This window comes from Thermoflexus sp. (assembly GCF_040289485.1).
Taxonomy (GTDB): Bacteria; Chloroflexota; Anaerolineae; order Thermoflexales; family Thermoflexaceae; genus Thermoflexus.
This window is the reverse complement of record NZ_PSLG01000045.1, coordinates 1-18178: the sequence shown is the minus strand read 5'-3', so window position 1 is coordinate 18178 and position 18178 is coordinate 1. Positions and strand designations below refer to the sequence as shown.

Below are 18178 nucleotides of genomic sequence, written 5' to 3'. Positions count from 1 at the left end.
TGGACGGCGTGGGGGAAGGGCGGGGCGGGGCGCTGTCGGCGGTCCTCGCAGAGGCGGAAGGGACCTTCGGCGTCAGGGGCGAAGGGACCGGCCTTTCTGCCGTTGCGGCCGTGGGGACGGGGTTCGCAGCTGGCGAACGCAGGCCCCAGAGGATTCGCCCGAGGGCGGCCAGGGTCAGCAGTCCATCGGCCGATACCAGCCCGGTAGCCCAGAGGGGCCATGGGACGGGCGGGCGACCCCGGGCGTTGGGAAACCGCCGACGGACCCGCCGCACCGTCGCCCGGATGGCCGGTGCGGTCGGGGCGGCCTGGTAGGCCTTTGCCAGCCACCCGAGGGCCTCCCCGGGCGTGCGCGCGGAAAGGGCCCGAGCGGCCCAGGCCAAGGCAGGATCCGATCGCTGTCTGGAGACCGGCATCCTTGACCTCCGGATACTTATGGTAGCCCGGCGGCTCCTCCTGGGGCCAGGCGCAGCCGCACCTGCCATCCGGTCCAGCCGGCATGGCCCCGGGCGTCGGTGCACGGCCGCGCCGTCACGCCTTCCAGGATCGGCTCCGGGCGCTCCACGCCCACGTGGTAATTCCCCTGGGGTTGCATCCGGACGTCTGCGTAGCCCGGCCCCATCCCCGGCTTCAGCCCGGTCAACAGCGTCTCGACGCCCCCAGGGCCCCAGACCCACAGCCGGACCCCCGCGCGTTCCGCGCCGTCGGGGCCGACGATCCAGAGGCGGAGCAGCGGGGTCGCTTCGCACATCGCCTGCTGTTCCAGGATCTCTGGGCCGGCCCGGGTGGGCGTCGGCAGCGGCGTGGGTGTTTCCTCAACGGGAGAAGCCGTGGGCGACGGCGTAGGGGAGGGAGATGGCGTCGGGGATGGGGAAGGCGTGGGGATCAGGGTCGGGGAGGGGAGCGGTCGGGTGGGCACGGGTGTGGCCAGCACCACCACCAGGGCCGGAGACCGGGCGCCGAGGGCCTGAGCGGCCTGGGCCAGGGCCCGCACCGTCGGCAGCGGCCAGTTTCCCAGAAGCCCTTGCTCGGCCAGATCCCTCAACCGGTCTGGGAGATCCGGCCGCCGCAGGGCGTCCAGCCGTCGGCGGAGAGCGGCGGGATCCCCATCCGTCCCGTAAGCCTGGGCGGCCAGCACCATCCACAGATCCTGGTAGGGGGCGGCCAGTTCGGCCGGGGAGCCGTTGCCGGGGGGCGGAGGGAACATCTCCCAGGCCAGCGCCAGCCCGATCCCCACGCCGGCGAGCAGGCCAGCCAGCGCCAGCCCCCACGTCCACCGGCTCATGGCGATGGCTCCTCCCGTGGAGGTTCCCCGGAACCGCTCAGCGCCGCCAGCAGGCGGGCCATGGCCGCCCGAGCGGGAGACGAGCGGGGAAATGGCGGCTGCGTCAGGGCCTGCTGGAGCCGTGTCATCGGATCCCCCAGCACGGCGAGCCGGGCGCGGGCCAGGGCCAGGTCCCCGTCGTAGGCATAGGCCAGGGCCACCATCTGGATGTATTCCGTCTGCCAGGCCGGGCTCAGATCCCCGGGGGCCAGATCCACATAGCGAACCGGCCAGACGAGACGGCCAAGGAGGAAGCCGAGGCCGATCCCCGCCATGACGCTGAGCCCGATGATCCATGCGGCCCTCCGTCGGCCCATCGCAACCTCCCCTTATCGACGCCGGCCTCAACCGGCGGAGACAGGCAGGGATCATCCGGGCGATCCCCCTGCCACGGACGGGCGATGGCGGTGGCACTCGCCGCATCCGATCTCGGGGTGGGGGACCTCTCGATCAGGCGGCAGGTCTGGGCCTGCCGCCCGCGAGAATCGTCCTCGTAGGAAAAGAGGCACTCGGCCCCATACGGGGTGCGCATCTCGACGCCTCGGGGGCCGCATCGCTCTGGGAGCATCCCAACGATTTGTCTTGTTCCTATGCAGTATGGGTTACAACCGCGGGTATCGACGCCGCAGCGTGTTGATAAATCCCCGTCGAATAACGCGCAATCCGTATCGTATTTGGGTCGTATCCGTCATAAAGGCTCGCAAAAGATAACCCAGGGCGACTCGCTTTGGCTCAACATGCCAGGCGGTAGCAAAACGATAGTAAAGCAACTTCGCGCGGAAATGGGCCGGATATGTTAGGAAGCGATCCCATGTTACTGCCAAGTGACAAGCCAGCCGATTCTGACGATTTAAAAATTCTAAAGAACGGCTTGTATTGTTTGTATGAAGACGATAATAGACCGTGGGTTGATCTATATAAACCATGGAGAAACTGTGACTAATTTTGACCCAAGCCAGCCAGTCCTCTCCTCCCGCTCCTCCCAGCGCCTCTTCAAAATATCCGACCGTTTCAAAGCATTTTCTGCGCACCATAACGGTGCTTGTTGTAGCACAGTATTCTACAGTTTCCCACCGAAAATCATCATGATGGCGGGGAGCGCCAGATATTGCCGATTTCAATCCCAAGACCTGGTCATCGGCATCTATCAGAAAAGCGTCGGTGGCCACCAATCCCACCTCTGGGCGCTGGTCCAATATGGCAGCTTCCAGCGACAAACGGCCCGGTAGACACCTATCATCGGCATCCAGGAAAGCAATATACTCACCACTGGAACTTTTTATGCCGATATTTCGTGCGTGGGCAACCCCACGATTACTGGGACATTCAATGTAGATAATGCGATCGCCAAAACGGGCCGCTACAGCATGGGAATCATCTGTAGAGCCATCATTGACAACAATAATCTCTTTGTTGGGATAATCTTGCTCCAGCGCACTCTGAATAGCGCGGTCTAGAAAACGACCTTGATTATAGCATGGGATAATGACGCTAACTTTGGTGGGCATAGCTCTTATATCTCCGGGATTGCGAGCATATTGCGGGCGGGCTGGGTCCCTTCAATCACGCCCCCCAGCCCTCCACCGCTCCATCGGCTCCTGCATGGGTCTGCGGCGAGGGCCACCCCCACCGGTCTGCTTGTGCCAGGGGTCCCCTCCTGCCTCTTCTGGGAGAAATCGTGCCTTTCGTTGGGCGCGGGCGCGTTGATCTCCATCCGCCAGACGACTGCAGCGTGAACCTTCTCTCGTGGCTTCCGTTGGTCCATGGAGCATCCCGGCCATCCCCCGCGTTCTTATTATAGTGCATCCATGGGTTGCTGGGTGTTGGCCTGGGTTCGGTTCGGGCTTGGCCGCAAGGCCGGATCTTCTCCGCCGCTTCCCTGCGGACCATCGCGAGGGTCGCGGGCTTGCGCCCCTGGGTTCCGAGCGATGCCCGGCGAGGGTGGGATGACCCTTGTCTCCTCCCCCCGGCGGCGCAGGCCGCCTGGGGTTCGCGGCCTTGACAGTTTCGATCACGTTGGTTATCATAATAGACAAACTCGAACGATCGTTTGCTTGGTAAAACCAGGAGCTGGAGCGCCGGCTGGGGAACCCCCGTCGATCGGGCGGTGAATTCCACGAGGTGAGGAGGGGCCTATGGAGATGCGTCGGATGGGGACGATGCTCTGGGTTGGCCTGCTGGTGCTTGCCGCGTGTGCCCCGCCCACGCCCGCCCCGCCGCCGGCCACTCCCACGGCGGCTCCCGCTGCCCCGTCGACGCCCACCCCGCCGCCGAAGGCGGGCACCCCCTATAAGATCGGCTTCATCGCCTCCATCACCGGCCCTGGGGCCAGCCTGGGGGTTCCCGAGCGGAACGTCGCCCAGATGGTCCAGGCGCAACTCAAAGCCCAGGGCGGGATCACCGGGCCGGATGGGGTGCGCCACGAGGTCCAGATCCTGATCTTCGATGACGAGAGCAAGACCGACACCGCCGCCAGCGTCGCCCGGCGCCTGATCGAACAGGAGGGGGTGGACGTGCTGGTGGCGGGCACCCTCAGCGGCCCGAGCCTGGCCATGGTCCCCATCGCCACGGAGGCCAAGGTCCCCATGATCTCCATGGCCTCCGCCCGGGCCATCATCGAGGACCCCGAGACGAAGCAGATGCGCGCGTGGATCTTCAAGCCGGTGCCGGAGAACCTGCACTCGGCCCAGGCCCAGGCCGATTACCTCAAGGCGGTCGGGGTGACCAAGGTCTGCCACCTCTATGAGAACACCGCTTACGGCAAAGACACCTTCGCCAGCGCCCAGGCTGTCTTCCCCAAGGTTGGCATCGAGATCGTCTACAGCGACGCCTTCGAGCGCACGGCCACCGAGTTCCCGCAGGTGGCCAAGGTCAAGACCAGCGGCTGCCAGGCCGTGGTCATTGGCTCTATCCCGCCGGCCTCTGCCTTAGTGAACGTGGCCGTCCGGGACCAGTTGCCGGACATCCGGATTGTCCACGGCCATGGCTCCTGCAGCCCCGACCTGATCAAGAACGCCGGGGCGGCGGCCGAGGGGACCGTGATGCCCTGCGGCAAGATCCTGGTGGCCGATCAGCTGCCGGACGCCGATCCGGTCAAGCGGCTGAACCTGGAGTTCGTCAAGGCCTACCAGGATTTCACCAAGGGGGAGCCCATCAGCACCTTCGCCGGCCACGCCTATGACGCGCTGCAGTGGGCCCTGTCCGCTCTGAAGACCTTGCCGGAGGGCCTGCCCCTGGCCGAGCGCCGGGCGAAGATCCGGGAGGCCCTGGAGACCCAGATCCGGAACTTCCCCGGCACCCACGGTCTGTTCCACCTGAGCCCCCAAGACCACCTGGGCTTCAACTACGCGGACTTCGTCATCGTTACGGTGAAGGAAGGGAAGTTCCGGATCCTCCCCAAGGATCAGTGGAAGTGAGCGGGTTGGGCCTGTTCCGTGTTGTCGGGCGGGCCTCCGCCCCAGCGCCGGTCGAGGGGGTGGAGGCCCGTGCCCGGCGGGAAGAAGCTATCGGCCGCTGGGGGATGGGGGTGGCGGCGGCTGGGATCGCCCTGGTGTTGATCCTCCTGGGCCGTCGCCATGGCTTCGGCCCGACGACCTACATCCAGTTCGCGTTGGACGGGCTGCGGGCCGGCAGCATTTACGCGCTGGTCGCCCTGGGGTTTGTGTTGATCTACCGCGTGACCGGGGTGATCAACTTCGCCCAGGGGGCCTTCGTGATGTTGGGCCCGATGATCACCGCCACGCTGTATGAGCGGCCATGGCTTTCCCCCCCGCCGTTGCGCCTGGCTGCCTCGGCCGCGGCCGCGGTGGCCCTGACGGCCCTGCTGGGGGTCGCGGTGGAGCGGCTGGCCCTCTATCCGGCCCGGCGGGCCTCGCCGTTGACCCGCGTCATCATCACCGTCGGCGTCTACTTGATCCTCCAGGGGGCGGCCCTCCTCCTCTGGGGGCCGTATGCCAAGGTCCTCCCGGCCTTCAGCACCATGGCCCTAGCGGACCGCTCCTTTCGGATCGCCGGCCTGTTGGTGAAGGGGCAATCCCTGTGGATCTGGGGGACCACGGCGGCGACCCTGGCGGCCCTGGCCCTGTTCTTCGGCCGCACCACCCTGGGCAAGGCGATGCGGGCCTGCGCGGTCAACCGGCTGGCGGCCCAGTTGATGGGCATCCCGGTGGACCGCATGAGCACGCTGGCCTTCGGGATGGCGGCGGCTCTCGGCGCCATCGGCGGCATCGTCCTCGGCCCGGTGACCCGAGCCACGTACGACATGGGCCTGGATCTGGGCCTGAAGGGGTTTGTGGCCGCGGTCATGGGTGGACTGGTCCGTTTTCCGGGCGCGGCCTTAGGAGGCCTCCTCCTGGGGGTGCTGGAGAACCTGTGGGCCGGCGTGACGCTGGCCGGCTTCAAGGATCTCTTCGCCTTCATCGTGTTGATCCTGGTCCTCCTCGCACGCCCCACTGGCTTCGCCGGCGCGGCGGAGGAAGAACGGGCGTAGGAGGTGGGATGGGACGGGTTTGGCGCTGCTGGGATGGGATCGGGCTGGCGGTGGGGGTGCTGCTCGTGGTGCTGGTCGGGGGGCTGGAGGCGGCCCATCCGCTGGGCCTTTCCCTGCCCCGCCTCACTGGGGGGCTGCTGACTTTAGATCTGCTGATCCGGGCTGGGATCTTCACCGTGGTCCTGGTGGGCCTGAACCTGCTCATGGGCTATGCGGGGCAGGTCTCCCTGGGCCAGGCCGCCTTCTACGGGATGGGGGCCTTCTGTTCCGCCATCCTGACTGTGCGGGCGCGGGCCTTGGGGATCCCCTCGGCCCTCTCCGAGGCCTGGTGGTGGCCGTGGGCGGTGATGGCAGTGGGGGCGGTCGGGGTGGGTCTGCTGGCCTATGGGATCGGACGGCCGGTTCTGCGTCTGCGGGGGCACTACCTGGCTATGGCCACCCTGGGGCTGGGGATCGCGGTCTACATCCTGTTGCGGGAGAACCTGGGGCTTTCCCACCTCAACCTCACCGGCGGCTTCGACGGGATCCAGGGGATCCCCCGCCTGCGCCTGGGCGGGCTGGTGCTCTGGCCGGCCTGGCGGTATTTCCTGCTGGTCTGGACCTTCGCCTTTGGCGCCATCCTCATGGGCCGGAACGTGGTCCGCTCCCGGGTGGGTCGGGCGCTGCGGGCCATCCATGGCAGCGAGATGGCCGCGGAGAGCGTCGGCGTGGAGGCCCCTCACTACAAGGCCCTGATCTTCGCCCTCAGCGCGGGGCTGGCCGCTCTGGGCGGCAGCCTCTATGCCCACTTCCAGACCACCGTGATCCCGGCCACCTTCGGCTTCGGGCCTTCCCTGGAGCTGGTGGTGATGTCGGCGGTGGGGGGGATGGCCAGCATCTGGGGGGCCCCCTTCGGGGCCCTCGCCGTCCTCTTGGTCCAGGAGATCCTGCGCACCCGTCTCCACCTGCTGATCCCCAACGCCCAGGGGGAGTTCGAGGCCATCGCCTTCGGCCTGATCCTGGTGCTGATCATGCTGTTCCTGCCCGAGGGGCTGACGGTCGGCGGACTTCGCTGGCTGCGCCGCCGGCGGCTTCTGTTCCCGGGACGGATTTGAAGGGGGAGTTCTGGCGATGGTGAGCCCGAACGGCACCGGGGAACGGGCGGATCGCCCGCTCCTGGAAGTGATCCGGGTCCGCAAGGCCTTCAGCGGCCTGATGGCCCTTGTGGACGTCTCGTTGCAGGTCTGGCCGGGACAGATCAAGGGGCTGATCGGCCCCAACGGGGCGGGCAAGACCACCCTGTTCAACCTCATCGCTGGCCTGTTGCGTCCGACCGCGGGGGACATCCGGTTCCAGGGGCGTTCGATCGTCGGCCTGCCGCCCTACCGGATCGTCGCCCTGGGGATCGCTCGGACCTTCCAGAACGTGCGGCTGTTCCCCGGGATGACGGTCCTGGAGCACGTGCTGGTGGGCGCCCACCGCATCGGACGGAGCGGCCTGCTGGGGGCGATCTTCCAGACCCCGCGGATGCGGGCGGAGGAGGCGCGGTTGCGGGAGCGGGCCTGGGCCCTCCTGGAGCGGGTGGGCCTGGCGGAATGGGCGGACCGGCCGGCGGAGAGCCTGCCCCTGGGCCTGCAGCGAGTGTTGGAGGTGGCCCGGGCCCTGGCGTCCAGCCCGCGGCTGTTGCTCTTGGACGAGCCGGGGGCCGGGCTGAACCCCTCGGAGAAGGCGCGCCTGGCGGCGCTGATCCAGGAGGTCCGGCGGGCGGGGGTGACGGTGCTGCTGGTGGAGCACGATATGGGCCTGGTGATGGGGCTGGCCGATGAGATCGCCGTCTTGGATTACGGGGTGCTGATCGCCGAGGGGCCGCCGGAGGCCATCCGGCGGGATCCCCGGGTGATCGCCGCCTATCTGGGCGCGGACGAGGTGGCCGATGCGGCTTGAGGTGTGCGATCTGGAGGCGGGCTATGGCCCGGTGAGCGTGCTCCGGGGGGTCTCCATGCGGGTGGAGCCCGGGGAGATCGTGGCGGTGGTGGGGGCCAACGGCGCCGGCAAGACCACGCTGCTGCGGGTCATCAGCGGGCTGCTGCGGCCGCGGACGGGCCGCGTGTTCTTCGACGGGCAGGAGATCACAGGGTGGCCCCCCGAGCGCATCGTGGCCCTGGGGCTGGTCCACATCCCGGAGCGGCGGCAGCTGTTCGCCGCGATGAGCGTGGAGGACAACCTGCGGCTGGGGGCGTATCTGCGTTGGCGCCGGGGGGAGCGCCGTGCTGTGGAGGCGGATCTGGAGCGGATCTATGCCCTTTTCCCTCGCTTGAAGGAGCGCCGCCGGCAGCTGGCGGGGACGCTGAGCGGGGGGGAGCAGCAGATGCTGGCCATTGGGCGGGGGCTGATGGCCCGGCCCCGCCTCCTCTTGCTGGACGAACCCTCCCTGGGCCTGGCCCCGCTGTTGGTCCAGGAGCTGTTCCGGGTGATCGCTGGGCTGCGGGACCAGGGGATCACCATGCTGCTGGTGGAGCAGAACGCCCGGCAGGCCCTCCGGGTGGCTGACCGGGCTTACGTCTTGGAGACCGGGCGGATCGTGCGGGAGGGGGCGGCCGCGGCCCTCCGTGACGACCCGGAGGTGCAAGCGGCGTATCTGGGCGGTCCTGCCCTGAAGGCTCGGGGAGGGGATCGATCTGAGCCGGTTTCGGAGGTCCCTGTCGATGCCAGTGCCACCGGAACACTTGCGTCAGGTCATGCGGCGCTGGGCCAGCACGGTGACGGTGGTGACCGTGCGGGCCGGTGAGCGCATCCACGGCCTCACCGCCACCGCTTTCACCAGCGTCTCGATGAACCCGCCGCTGGTCCTGGTTTGCGTCCAGAACGACAGCCGGAGCGAGGCGTTGTTGCGGGAGGGGCGTTGCTTCGCGGTCAACTTCCTGTCCGAGGAGCAGGCGGCCCTCGCCGAGCGGTTCGCCGGCCGGATCCCGACGGACGACCGGTTCGCGGGCTTGCGCCTCCGGGCCGCTGCCACCGGCGCGCCCATCCTGGAGGACGCGCTGGCCTACCTGGATTGCACGGTGGCGGGGGCTTACTGGGGCGGCGACCACACCATCTACCTGGGCCTGGTGGAGGCGGCGGGGATCCTGCGAGACGGGGCGCCGCTGCTCTACTTCGCGGGCGCCTACCGTCGGCTGGCCGCTGGGAACGGAGGAGGTGCCCGATGAAGGACGGCGCACGCCTGCGCGGCTCCCTGGTGCCGCTGGTGACCCCCTTCCGCCACGGGGCGGTGGACTGGGAGGGGTTCGCCGGGCTGATCGAGTGGCAGATCGCCTCCGGTTCCCACGGCCTGGTCATCACGGGGACCACGGGGGAGCCCAGCGCCCTCACCTTTGAGGAGCGGGTGGGCCTCTACCGGCTGGCCGTGGAGGTGGCCCGCGGACGGGTGCCGGTGGTGGCAGGGACGGGGACCAACAACTTCGAGGAGACGGTGCGGCTTTCCCAGGCCGCACAGGCCGCCGGGGTCGACGCCCTGCTGGTGGTGGTGCCGTATTACGTGCGGCCCTCCCAGGAGGGGCTGTTCCGCTATTTCCAGGGGATCGCCGAGCGGGTGGATCTCCCGGTGATCCTTTACAACATCCCGGGGCGCACGGCGGTCAACCTGGAGGTCGACACGGTGGCCCGGCTGCGGGAGGCGTGTCCCAACATCGTCGGGATCAAGGAGGCCAACAAGGATTTCGAGCACATCAACCGGCTGTTGCACCGGCTGGGGCGCGACTTCCTGGTCTATTCCGGCATCGAGTTGTTGTGCTTCCCAGTGTTGGCCATCGGGGGGGCCGGTTACGTGAGCGCCACGGGGAACGTGCTGCCGGACCAGGTGGCGCGGCTTTACGATCTGGTCGCCGCCGATCGGTGGCGGGAGGCCCGGGAGCTGCATTACGCGCTGCTGCCGCTCAACGACGCCCTGTTCATCGAGACCAACCCGGTGCCGGCCAAGACTGCCCTGGGGCTGATGGGGAAGATCTCGCCGGAGGTGCGCCTCCCCCTGGCGCCGATGCGGCCGGAGAACGTGGAGCGGCTGCGGCAGGTGTTGCGGTCTTACGGCCTGATCGACGGCGGATGAGGGGCGCGGCGTTGGGCCGGTGGATGGCGGCGCAGGGCAGATCGAGGGGGTGCGCGGGATGCGACGGACCCGGTTCGCTGCCGAGGGACGGATCTGGGAAGGCGTGGTCACCGAGGAGGGGGTTCTGGTGGCCGAAGGGCGGGCCTTCGATCCGGACCGTGTGGTTTGGCTGCCGCCGGTTCCTCCCGGGGGCAAGGCCATCGGCCTGGCCCTCAATTACGTCGAGCACGCCGAGGAGCTGCGGATGGCCCCGCCGGAGGAGCCCGCCCTGTTCCTCAAGCCGTCCAACGCATGGATCGGCCATCGGGCCCCAGTGCGCTACCCGCCGGGCGTGAAGGTCCTGCACGGGGAGGTGGAATTGGTGGTGGTCATCGGGCGGCGCTGTCGGAAGGTGCGCCCTGAGGCCGCCTGGGAGGTCATCGCCGGCTACACCATCGGCAACGATGTGACTGCGCGGGACTTCGTCGGCAACTTCTACCGCCCGCCGGTGCGGGCCAAGGGACAGGACACTTTCGGCCCCATGGGCCCGTGGCTGGTGACGCCCGATGAGATCCCCGATCCTCACCGCCTGTCCCTACGGCTGTTTGTCAACGGGCGTCTGGCTCAGGAGGGTCACACCTCCCGGATGATCCATCGCATCCCGGACCTGATTGCCTTCATCACCTCGTTCATGACCCTGGAGCCGGGGGACACCCTCTGGACCGGCACGCCGCGGGGCATCGTCCCGGTGCGGCCCGGGGATGTGATGCGCGCGGAGATCGAGGGGATCGGGGTTCTGGAGAACCCGGTGGTGGAAGACGAAGCGGCGGGGGGAGGGGATCCCCTCCGGATGGGAGGATGAGATGGAGCAGCGGGACGGCCTGTATGTGGTGCGCCATTTCATCGACAACGCCTTCGTAGAAGCGGCGGAGGGCGGCGTCTTCGAGACCTTGAACCCGGCCACCAATCGGGTCATCGGGGTGGTGGCGGATGGCACGGCCGTCGATGTGGACCGGGCGGTGCGGGCGGCCCGGCGGGCCTTCGACGAGGGGCCGTGGCCGCGCATGCCGGCGGCCGAGCGGGCCCGCTACCTGCGCCGCATCGGCGACCTCATCCTTCGGCATGCGGAGGAGATCGCCCGCCTGGAGGTCCTGGACACCGGCATGCCCATCACCCAGGCGGGCAAGGGGGCTGTCCCCCGCGCGGCGGAGAACTTCTACTTCTTCGCCGAGATGGCCACCCGTATCACCGGGGAAACCTATCCCAAGGACGGCGAGTTCCTCAACTACACCGTGCGCAAGCCGGTGGGGGTGGCTGGGCTGATCACTCCATGGAACACCCCCTTCATGCTGGCGACCTGGAAGGTGGCCCCCTGCCTGGCCGCCGGCAACACCTGCGTGCTGAAGCCGGCGGAGTGGTCCCCCCTCTCGGCGGCCAAGTTGGCCGAGATCCTCCAGGAGGCCGACCTGCCCCCGGGGGTCTTTAACGTCGTCCACGGGTTCGGGGAGCGGGCCGGTGCGCCCCTGGTGGCCCATCCTGGGGTCCAGTTGATCTCTTTCACCGGCGAAACAGCCACCGGGATCGAGATCATGCGCAACGGGGCGGCCACCCTCAAGCGCTATTCGATGGAACTGGGGGGCAAGAACGCGGCCATCGTCTTCCCTGACGCCGACCTGGAGCAGGCCCTGGACGGGGTGATCTGGCAGGCCTTCTCACTCAACGGGGAGCGCTGCACCGCCAACTCCCGCCTGCTGCTCCACCGCTCCATCTATGAGGAGTTCCTGGGGCATCTGTTCGAGCGCGTCGCTGCCATCCGGGTCGGGGACCCCTTCGATCCGCAGACCGAGGTCGGCCCGCTCATCCACCCCGAGCACTGGCAGCGGGTGCGGGGCTACATGGAGGTCGCCCGGTCCGAGGGGGCGACCATCGCCCTGGGGGGCGACCGCCCGCCGCACCTCCCGGAGGGCAACTACTTCGCCCCCACCGTCATCGTGGACGCGCGGCCGGAGATGCGGGTGGCCCAGGAGGAGATCTTCGGCCCGGTCCTGGTGGTGCTGCCCTTTGAGACGGAGGAGGAGGCCATTCGCATCGCCAACGGGGTGAAATACGGCCTGGCCGCCTACATCTGGACCCGGGACCTCGTCCGTGCCCACCGGGTGGCCCAGGCCATGGAGGTGGGGATGGTGTGGATCAACGCCCCCAACGTCCGCGATCTGCGCACGCCCTTCGGGGGCGCCAAGCACAGCGGCATCGGGCGGGAGGGGGGGCACTACAGTTTTGAGTTCTACACTGAGGTGATGACCATCCACGTCGCCCTCGCCGCGCCACGCATCCCGCGGCTGGGGATCGGTCGGTGAGGGGTCGGCGCGATCTCTCCCGAGAGGAGGACAGTATGGGCGCGCGGACCGGCGCGCAGTTCCTGCAACGGATCCGGGAGCATCCTCGCGATCTCTGGCATCGGGGGGAGCGGGTGGAGGATCCCACCGCCCACCCTGCCTTCGCCCGCGGGCTGCGCTCGATGGCTGCCCTCTACGACTTGCAGTGGCAGCGCGCCGAGGAATGCCTTTACGACTTGCCGACCAGCGGGGAGAAGGTGGGGCTCTCGTTCCTCATCCCCCGCTCCGCCGAGGACGTGCGGCGGGTCAGCCGGATGATGAAGATCTGGGCGGACGCCCATTTCGGTTTCATGGGCCGGACCCCCGATTATCTCAACCGGGCCATCGCCTACTACGCCTCGGGGGCGGACTTCCTGGGGGAAAAGGAGCCGGCCTTCGCCGAGCACATGCGGCGTTACTACGAATACCTGCGGGAGAACGACCTCTGCCTCACCCACACCCTCATCCACCCCCAGGCCAACCGGGCGGTGGGCCCTTCCAGGCAGGCCGACCCCTACCTGGCAGCCCGGGTGGTGAAGGAGACCGACGGGGGCATCGTGATCCGGGGGGCGCGGATGCTGGCCACCCTGCCCGCCGTGGACGAGATCATGGTCTTCCCCTCCACCCTGCTGCGGAACACGGAGGAGGACGCCCCCTACTGCTATGCCGTTGGGATCCCATGCGACACCCCTGGCCTGCGCTTCCTGTGCCGGGAGACCCTGGACTACGGCCGCTCTCCCTTCGATCATCCTCTGGGGTCGCGGTTCGACGAGGTCGACGCCGTGGTGATCTTCCACGACGTCTTCGTCCCGTGGGAGCGGGTGTTCATCTATCGGGACGTGGAGCGGGCCAACCAGGCCTACGTGGCCACCGGGGCCATCGTCGGGATGGCCCACCAGGTGGTGGTCAAGAACATCGCCAAGACCGAGTTCTTCCTGGGGCTGGCCTCTCTCATCGTGGATGCCATTGGCATCGAGGGCTTTCAACACGTCCAGGAGAAAGTGGCCGAGATCTGGATCTATCTGGAGACGATGAAAGCTTTACTGCGGGCTGCCGAGGCCGACGCCCACGAGGATGCCTTCGGGGCCTTCCGGCCGGCCTGGCCGCCGCTGGACGCTGCCCGCAACCTTTATATGCGCTGGTATCCGCGCATCGTGGAGATCATTCAGCAACTCTCGGCCAGCGGCATCATCGCCACGGTGACCGAGGGGGACATGAAGAACCCGGAGTTGGCCGAGGACGTCCGCCGCTACTTCCAGGCGGCCCGGGCCGAGGCCTACGACCGCATCCCCCTGTTCCGCCTGGCGTGGGACGCGGCCCTCTCTGCTTTCGCCGGGCGCCAGGTCCAGTATGAGCGGTTCTACTTCGGGGACCCGGTGCGCATCGCCGGGGTCATCTTCCAGAAGCACGACCGCACGCCTTACATGGAGAAGGTGCGCGAGTTCCTCAGGCAGATGAAGGAGGAAGCCTTCGCCGAGGCCGGGGAGGCGGCCGGACGCTGATCCAAGAAAGGAGACAGCGATGGCGGCGTTCTCCATCACCCGAGCGGCCCACGCGGAACTCCGGGTGACCGATCTGGAGCGGGCCCGGGCTTTCTACGTGGAGGCCCTGGGGTTCGTGGAGGTTGCCCGGGAGGAGGGTCGGATCTACCTGGGCGGCCTCGAGGAGCGGGACCGCTACAGCCTGATCCTGCGGAAGGCTGAGGCCCCAGGCGTCACCCACATCGCCTTCCGGGTGGCGGAACCAGGGGACTTGGACCGGCTGGCCGATCTTTACCAGGCGGCCGGTTGCCCCATCCGCTGGTTGGCGCCTGAGGAGGAGGAGGCCGGCCAGGGACGCGCCCTGCGGGTCCAGGACCCCAGCGGGCTCCCGGTGGAGTTCTTCCACCAGATCGCCCAGCGCGAGCGGCTCCTCCAGCGCTTCGACCGCTATCGGGGGGCCCACATCATGCGCCTGGACCACTTCAACTGCCAGGTCCCCAACGTGCAGGAGGCCTACGACTGGTGGACCGGGCGGCTGGGCTTCTACTGCTCAGAATACACGGTGACCGACGAGGACCCCCCACGGCTGTGGGCGGCGTGGCTGCATCGCAAGCAGAACGTCCACGACATCGCGCTGATGAACGGCCTCGGCCCCCGTTTGCACCACCTGGGCTTCTGGGTGGCTGACACCCAGAGCGTGCTGCGGGCCTGCGACATCCTGGCCGCCCTCGGCATGGGGGAGGCCATCGAGCGTGGCCCGGGCCGCCACGGCCTGAGCAACGCCTTCTTCCTTTACCTGCGCGATCCCGATGGCAACCGCATCGAACTCTACACCAACGATTACATGATCCCTGACCCGGATTGGGAGCCCATCCGCTGGTCCATCAACGATCCGCGCCGGGCCACTTTCTGGGGCCACATCCCGCCGCGCTCCTGGTTCGAGGAGGCCTCGCCGGTGGAGCACATCCTCACTCGGGCGCTGATGCCGGTCCGGGAGCCCCTGCTGGTGGACCGGCCGGTGTTCGTGACGTAGGGGAGGGGGCCGTGAAAGGGCACATGGGTCCGGTGCGCGATGGGCTGGTCATGGCATGGGAGGAGGGCGGGCCCCCCGAGGGGCCGCCGCTGCTCCTCCTCCACAACGCCTGCAGCACCTTCCGCGCCACATGGGGGAGGATCCTGCCGACCCTGACAGGGCGCTTCCGCATCATCGGGCCGGACCTGCGGGGGCACGGCCGGAGCGGCAACCCCGATGACCGCCTGGACCTGCGGGAGATGGCCGACGACCTGGCGGCCTTGCTGGACCGTCTGGGGATCCCATCGGCCCACGTGATGGCCTTCAGCGGCGGGGCCTCGGCCGCCCTGTATCTGGCGACCCGCCATCCGCAGCGGGTGCGCACGATGGTGCTGATCGGCAGCCATTACACGGTGCGCGGCATGCGCACCCGCGGCGATGCCTTCTGGGACCCTGAGCGGATCCGGCGGGAGCACCCCGACTGGTGGGCCGCCATGATCCGATGGCACGGGTCGGAGGCGCGGGTTCGGGATCTGCTGCGTTGGTGGCGGGAGGAGGACCGCCACCGGCCCGATTTCACCCCGGAGGCCTTGAGGGCCATCCGGGTCCCGGTGCTGCTCCTCGTCGGGGAGGAGGATCCGATCACTCCCGTGGAACAGACCGTGGCGATGGCCCGCTGGCTCCCCCGGGCCCGGCTGGTCTGCTTCCCGGCGACCGGCCATGACGTCATGCGGGAGCGTCCGGAGGCCTTCCGGGAGGCCGTGGAGGCCTTCTGGCGGGAACATCTGGAGCCGGAGTCCGAATCCACCAGCATCCTGTAAGGAGGGGTTCGCCATGGCGGTGGCGCTGCGTTCGCTGTTCCTGAACGAGGAGATCGAGACGATGCCGCGGGATCGGCTGGAGCGGCTGCAGCTGGAGCGGCTGCAACGGATCGTGGATTACGTCTACCATCGGGTCCCCCACTACCGGCGCAAGATGGAGACGGCGGGAGTCAGGCCCTCGGACATCCGGAGCCTGGCCGACCTGACCCGGCTGCCCTTCACCACCAAGGCGGACCTGCGGGACACCTATCCCTTTGGCATGTTCGCCCTCCCCCTGAACCAGGTGATCCGCATCCATGCCTCCTCGGGGACCACGGGGAAGCCCACGGTGGTGGGCTACACCCGGAACGATCTGGAGGTGTGGGCGGAGGTCTGCGCCCGGTGTCTGGCCCTTTCGGGGGCGCGGCCAGGGGAGATGCTGCAGAACGCCTATGGTTACGGCCTGTTCACGGGCGGGCTGGGCTTCCATTACGGGGCCGAGAAACTGGGCATGACCGTGGTGCCGGTCTCGGCGGGCAACACGGCCCGCCAGTTGATGCTGTTGCGGGACTTCAAGCCCCACGTGATGACCTGCACGCCCTCTTACGCCCTGGTGATCACCGACGCCCTGCTGGCCGAGGGCTACCGGCCGGGCGACCTCAACCTGCGGGTCTTCATCCTCGGGGCGGAGCCGTGGACCGAGGGGATGCGCCGGGAGATCGAGGAAAAACTGGGGGTCCACGCTGTCAATGTTTACGGCCTGAGCGAGGTGATCGGCCCCGGCGTCGCCAATGAGTGCATCGAGGCCAAGAACGGCTCCCACATCTTCGAGGACCACTTCCTGGTGGAGGTGGTCGACCCGGCCACCGGGGAGCCGGTGCCGCCCGGCCAGGTCGGGGAGCTGGTCTTCACCACCCTGACTAAGGAAGCCTTGCCGGTGATCCGTTACCGCACGGGGGACCTGGCCTCCATCGATCCCACGCCGTGCGTCTGCGGGCGGACCTTCGTGCGGATGTCGCGGGTGCTGGGGCGGACCGATGACATGCTCATCATCCGTGGGGTGAACGTGTTCCCCTCCCAGGTGGAAGCGGCGCTGGTGGGGCTGCCCCACCTGACCCCACATTACCAACTGGTGGTCACCCGGGAGGGCCGGCTGGACGCCTTGGAGGTGAAGGTGGAAGTGAGTGAGGACTTCTTCCGCCAGGTGGGTGGGGAGTTCCTGTCGGGGGAGGTCTTCGAGGGCCTGGAGGCGGTGCAGGGCCTGCGGGAGCGGGTGGCCCACACGCTGAAGGAGGCCCTGGGCCTGCAGGTGAAGGTGACCCTGGCCCCGCCCGGCACCCTGCCCCGCAGCGAAGGTGGCAAGCTGCGGCGGGTGGTGGATATGCGACCGAAGGAGGCCTGAGGGGATGCAGGATCCCTTCATGGCGGCGCTGGGGCTGGAAGGGGAGGTGCTGGGGCCCGGGCGGGCGCGGGTGCGGGGGGTGGTGCGGGGGGACCATCTCAACCTGCACGGCACGGCCCACGGGGGGTTCCTTTACACGGTGGCTGATGCCGCCTTCGCCCTGGCCTCGAACGCCGAGGGGGTCCCTGCCGTCGCCCTCTCTACCCAGATGGAATACCTGCGCCCGGTCCAGGAAGGGGAAGCTATCGAGGCCCTCGCCGAGGAGGTTCATCGGGGCCGGCGCGTCGCCCTCTACCGGGTGGAGGTTTGGCGGGCCGGCGAGCGGGTGGCCCTTTTCACCGGATGGGTGGTCCGCCGGGAGACGCCGGCGGAGGGCTGACGGGGTCGTGGCCGGATCTCCACCTTGGCTGCTTCACTGCCAGCATCGATCCTGCAGAGCCATGCCGCCCGTGGGCATCGGTCTCAGGTGTGCTCACGTGGGGATTTCGTGGGGGGCGAAGGGGTGGCTGCCCCGCAGCCACCACACCCCCTGATCCCGGGCCGCCGCCCGGGCCAGCGGATGGATCTCCGGCCCTGCCACCGCTGCCATCACCTCGGCCTGGGGCCGTGCCTTCCGCAGCAAACCCGCCCGCGCCGCCGCTCGCGCCACGTCTTCCGTGGCGATGACCGCCGAAACTTCCACCACCACATACACCTCTCCCTCCCCCTCCCGCCGCTGCCCTCGCACGATCACATCCGCTTCCCCGAGGGCTTCGGCTTCCTCCGGAGCCAGCCGCCCGGTCTCCTCCGCCTCCCGCAGCAAGGCCTCCCGCTCCTCCGGCGAGAGGACGGCAGGGGCTGCCACCAGCCGACGGTAGCGGTGTGGGCGGGTGCGATAGCGGTCCTCGTGGATCATCCCCCGGACCAGGCCGTCCAGATCGCTCACCCGCTGGTCGGTGCGCCGTTGGGCTTCGGCCAGGGCGGCGAGGGCCTGTTCCAGGCGGTCTCCTCGTTCCTCGCTTCGCCGTTGGGCTTCGGCCAGTTCGGCGAAGCGGCGGTCGGCTTCGGCCCGTGCCGCGGCCACCTCCTCCTGGAGGGCGGCGAGACGGCGATCGGCCTCAGCGCGGGTGGCAGCGATTTCTTCTCGCAGTTCGGTGAAGCGACGATCGGCCTCAGCGCGGAAGGCCTCGAAGGCGGCGTCGCTTCGCCGCTGGGCTTCGGCCAGGGCGGCGAGGGCCTGTTCCAGGCGGTCTC

The 18178-nt window shown here is 68.6% G+C and carries 17 protein-coding genes and 1 pseudogene; 14 read left to right on the top strand and 4 right to left on the bottom strand.

Translation table 11 applies throughout. The annotated features are described in order from the left end of the window. Window positions 1–432 precede the first annotated feature (432 nt). The 3 genes from C4313_RS08350 to C4313_RS08340 form a co-directional block, all read right to left on the bottom strand. Window positions 433–1284, bottom strand: a complete 852-nt coding sequence (locus C4313_RS08350; protein WP_352429412.1) for a hypothetical protein — start codon at window positions 1282–1284, stop codon at window positions 433–435. Next, window positions 1281–1640, bottom strand: a complete 360-nt coding sequence (locus C4313_RS08345; RefSeq protein ID WP_352429411.1) for a hypothetical protein — start codon at window positions 1638–1640, stop codon at window positions 1281–1283. Before C4313_RS08345 ends, C4313_RS08350 begins: the two co-directional genes overlap by 4 nt. Window positions 1641–1925: 285 nt before the next feature. Beyond that, a complete protein-coding gene (locus C4313_RS08340; protein ID WP_352429410.1) occupies window positions 1926–2831 on the bottom strand; it encodes a glycosyltransferase in 906 nt (301 codons plus the stop codon). Between the two features lie 627 nt (window positions 2832–3458). Between C4313_RS08340 and C4313_RS08335 the strand changes: the two genes are divergently transcribed. From C4313_RS08335 to paaI, 14 genes and pseudogenes are all read left to right on the top strand, one after another. Beyond that, a complete protein-coding gene (locus C4313_RS08335) occupies window positions 3459–4739 on the top strand; it encodes an ABC transporter substrate-binding protein (protein ID WP_352429409.1) in 1281 nt (426 codons plus the stop codon). Window positions 4740–4744: 5 nt separating this feature from the next. Then, a complete protein-coding gene (locus C4313_RS08330) occupies window positions 4745–5812 on the top strand; it encodes a branched-chain amino acid ABC transporter permease (RefSeq protein ID WP_352429408.1) in 1068 nt (355 codons plus the stop codon). Window positions 5813–5820: 8 nt separating this feature from the next. Continuing rightward, the gene (locus C4313_RS08325; protein WP_352429407.1) at window positions 5821–6906 is read left to right on the top strand and encodes a branched-chain amino acid ABC transporter permease; all 1086 of its coding nucleotides are present in this window, start codon (window positions 5821–5823) and stop codon (window positions 6904–6906) included. A gap of 16 nt (window positions 6907–6922) precedes the next feature. Next, entirely contained in the window at window positions 6923–7735 is an 813-nt protein-coding gene (locus tag C4313_RS08320; protein WP_352429406.1) for an ABC transporter ATP-binding protein, read from the top strand. Further along, window positions 7725–8435: pseudogene (locus tag C4313_RS08315) on the top strand (ABC transporter ATP-binding protein); the annotation flags it as partial. The gene C4313_RS08320 and the pseudogene C4313_RS08315, both read left to right, overlap by 11 nt. A 94-nt stretch (window positions 8436–8529) precedes the next feature. Beyond that, window positions 8530–9000, top strand: a complete 471-nt coding sequence (locus C4313_RS08310; protein WP_352429405.1) for a flavin reductase family protein — start codon at window positions 8530–8532, stop codon at window positions 8998–9000. Continuing rightward, window positions 8997–9896 (top strand): 4-hydroxy-tetrahydrodipicolinate synthase, encoded by a 900-nt coding sequence (gene dapA / locus C4313_RS08305; protein ID WP_352429404.1) that lies wholly within the window; start codon window positions 8997–8999, stop codon window positions 9894–9896. The genes C4313_RS08310 and dapA overlap by 4 nt, the downstream gene beginning before the upstream one ends. Before the next feature lie 58 nt (window positions 9897–9954). Then, on the top strand, window positions 9955–10737 hold the full coding sequence (locus C4313_RS08300; protein WP_352429403.1) for a fumarylacetoacetate hydrolase family protein: 783 nt from the start codon (window positions 9955–9957) through the stop codon (window positions 10735–10737). 1 nt (window position 10738) lies between these two features. Continuing rightward, complete coding sequence (gene hpaE, locus C4313_RS08295; protein WP_352429402.1) at window positions 10739–12232, top strand: 5-carboxymethyl-2-hydroxymuconate semialdehyde dehydrogenase; 1494 nt, start codon at window positions 10739–10741, stop codon at window positions 12230–12232. A 35-nt stretch (window positions 12233–12267) separates the two neighbouring features. Then, window positions 12268–13752, top strand: a complete 1485-nt coding sequence (hpaB, locus tag C4313_RS08290) for a 4-hydroxyphenylacetate 3-monooxygenase, oxygenase component (RefSeq protein WP_352429401.1) — start codon at window positions 12268–12270, stop codon at window positions 13750–13752. A gap of 19 nt (window positions 13753–13771) precedes the next feature. After that, window positions 13772–14764: a 3,4-dihydroxyphenylacetate 2,3-dioxygenase gene (gene hpaD, locus C4313_RS08285; protein WP_352429400.1), complete on the top strand. Its 993-nt coding sequence runs from the start codon at window positions 13772–13774 to the stop codon at window positions 14762–14764. Between the two features lie 11 nt (window positions 14765–14775). Then, the gene (locus tag C4313_RS08280) at window positions 14776–15564 is read left to right on the top strand and encodes an alpha/beta fold hydrolase (RefSeq protein ID WP_352429399.1); all 789 of its coding nucleotides are present in this window, start codon (window positions 14776–14778) and stop codon (window positions 15562–15564) included. A gap of 13 nt (window positions 15565–15577) precedes the next feature. Next, a complete protein-coding gene (locus C4313_RS08275; RefSeq protein ID WP_352429398.1) occupies window positions 15578–16945 on the top strand; it encodes a phenylacetate--CoA ligase family protein in 1368 nt (455 codons plus the stop codon). A 4-nt stretch (window positions 16946–16949) separates the two neighbouring features. Beyond that, window positions 16950–17324, top strand: a complete 375-nt coding sequence (gene paaI / locus C4313_RS08270; protein WP_352429397.1) for a hydroxyphenylacetyl-CoA thioesterase PaaI — start codon at window positions 16950–16952, stop codon at window positions 17322–17324. A gap of 93 nt (window positions 17325–17417) precedes the next feature. Here paaI and C4313_RS08265 read toward each other — a convergent pair. Then, a partial coding sequence (locus C4313_RS08265; RefSeq protein WP_352429396.1) for a hypothetical protein occupies window positions 17418–18178 on the bottom strand: 761 nt, incomplete at its 5' end.

Excerpts from the sequence above, each read along its gene's own strand:
- C4313_RS08350 (WP_352429412.1), bottom strand. The coding sequence starts at position 1,284 with ATGAGCCGGTGGACGTGGGGGCTGGCGCTGGCTGGCCTGCTCGCCGGC.
- C4313_RS08345 (WP_352429411.1), bottom strand. The coding sequence starts at position 1,640 with ATGGGCCGACGGAGGGCCGCATGGATCATCGGGCTCAGCGTCATGGCG.
- C4313_RS08340 (WP_352429410.1), bottom strand. The coding sequence starts at position 2,831 with ATGCCCACCAAAGTTAGCGTCATTATCCCATGCTATAATCAAGGTCGT.
- C4313_RS08335 (WP_352429409.1), top strand. The coding sequence starts at position 3,459 with ATGGAGATGCGTCGGATGGGGACGATGCTCTGGGTTGGCCTGCTGGTG.
- C4313_RS08325 (WP_352429407.1), top strand. The coding sequence starts at position 5,821 with ATGGGACGGGTTTGGCGCTGCTGGGATGGGATCGGGCTGGCGGTGGGG.
- C4313_RS08320 (WP_352429406.1), top strand. The coding sequence starts at position 6,923 with ATGGTGAGCCCGAACGGCACCGGGGAACGGGCGGATCGCCCGCTCCTG.
- C4313_RS08310 (WP_352429405.1), top strand. The coding sequence starts at position 8,530 with ATGCGGCGCTGGGCCAGCACGGTGACGGTGGTGACCGTGCGGGCCGGT.
- dapA (WP_352429404.1), top strand. The coding sequence starts at position 8,997 with ATGAAGGACGGCGCACGCCTGCGCGGCTCCCTGGTGCCGCTGGTGACC.
- C4313_RS08300 (WP_352429403.1), top strand. The coding sequence starts at position 9,955 with ATGCGACGGACCCGGTTCGCTGCCGAGGGACGGATCTGGGAAGGCGTG.
- hpaE (WP_352429402.1), top strand. The coding sequence starts at position 10,739 with ATGGAGCAGCGGGACGGCCTGTATGTGGTGCGCCATTTCATCGACAAC.
- hpaB (WP_352429401.1), top strand. The coding sequence starts at position 12,268 with ATGGGCGCGCGGACCGGCGCGCAGTTCCTGCAACGGATCCGGGAGCAT.
- hpaD (WP_352429400.1), top strand. The coding sequence starts at position 13,772 with ATGGCGGCGTTCTCCATCACCCGAGCGGCCCACGCGGAACTCCGGGTG.
- C4313_RS08275 (WP_352429398.1), top strand. The coding sequence starts at position 15,578 with ATGGCGGTGGCGCTGCGTTCGCTGTTCCTGAACGAGGAGATCGAGACG.
- paaI (WP_352429397.1), top strand. The coding sequence starts at position 16,950 with ATGCAGGATCCCTTCATGGCGGCGCTGGGGCTGGAAGGGGAGGTGCTG.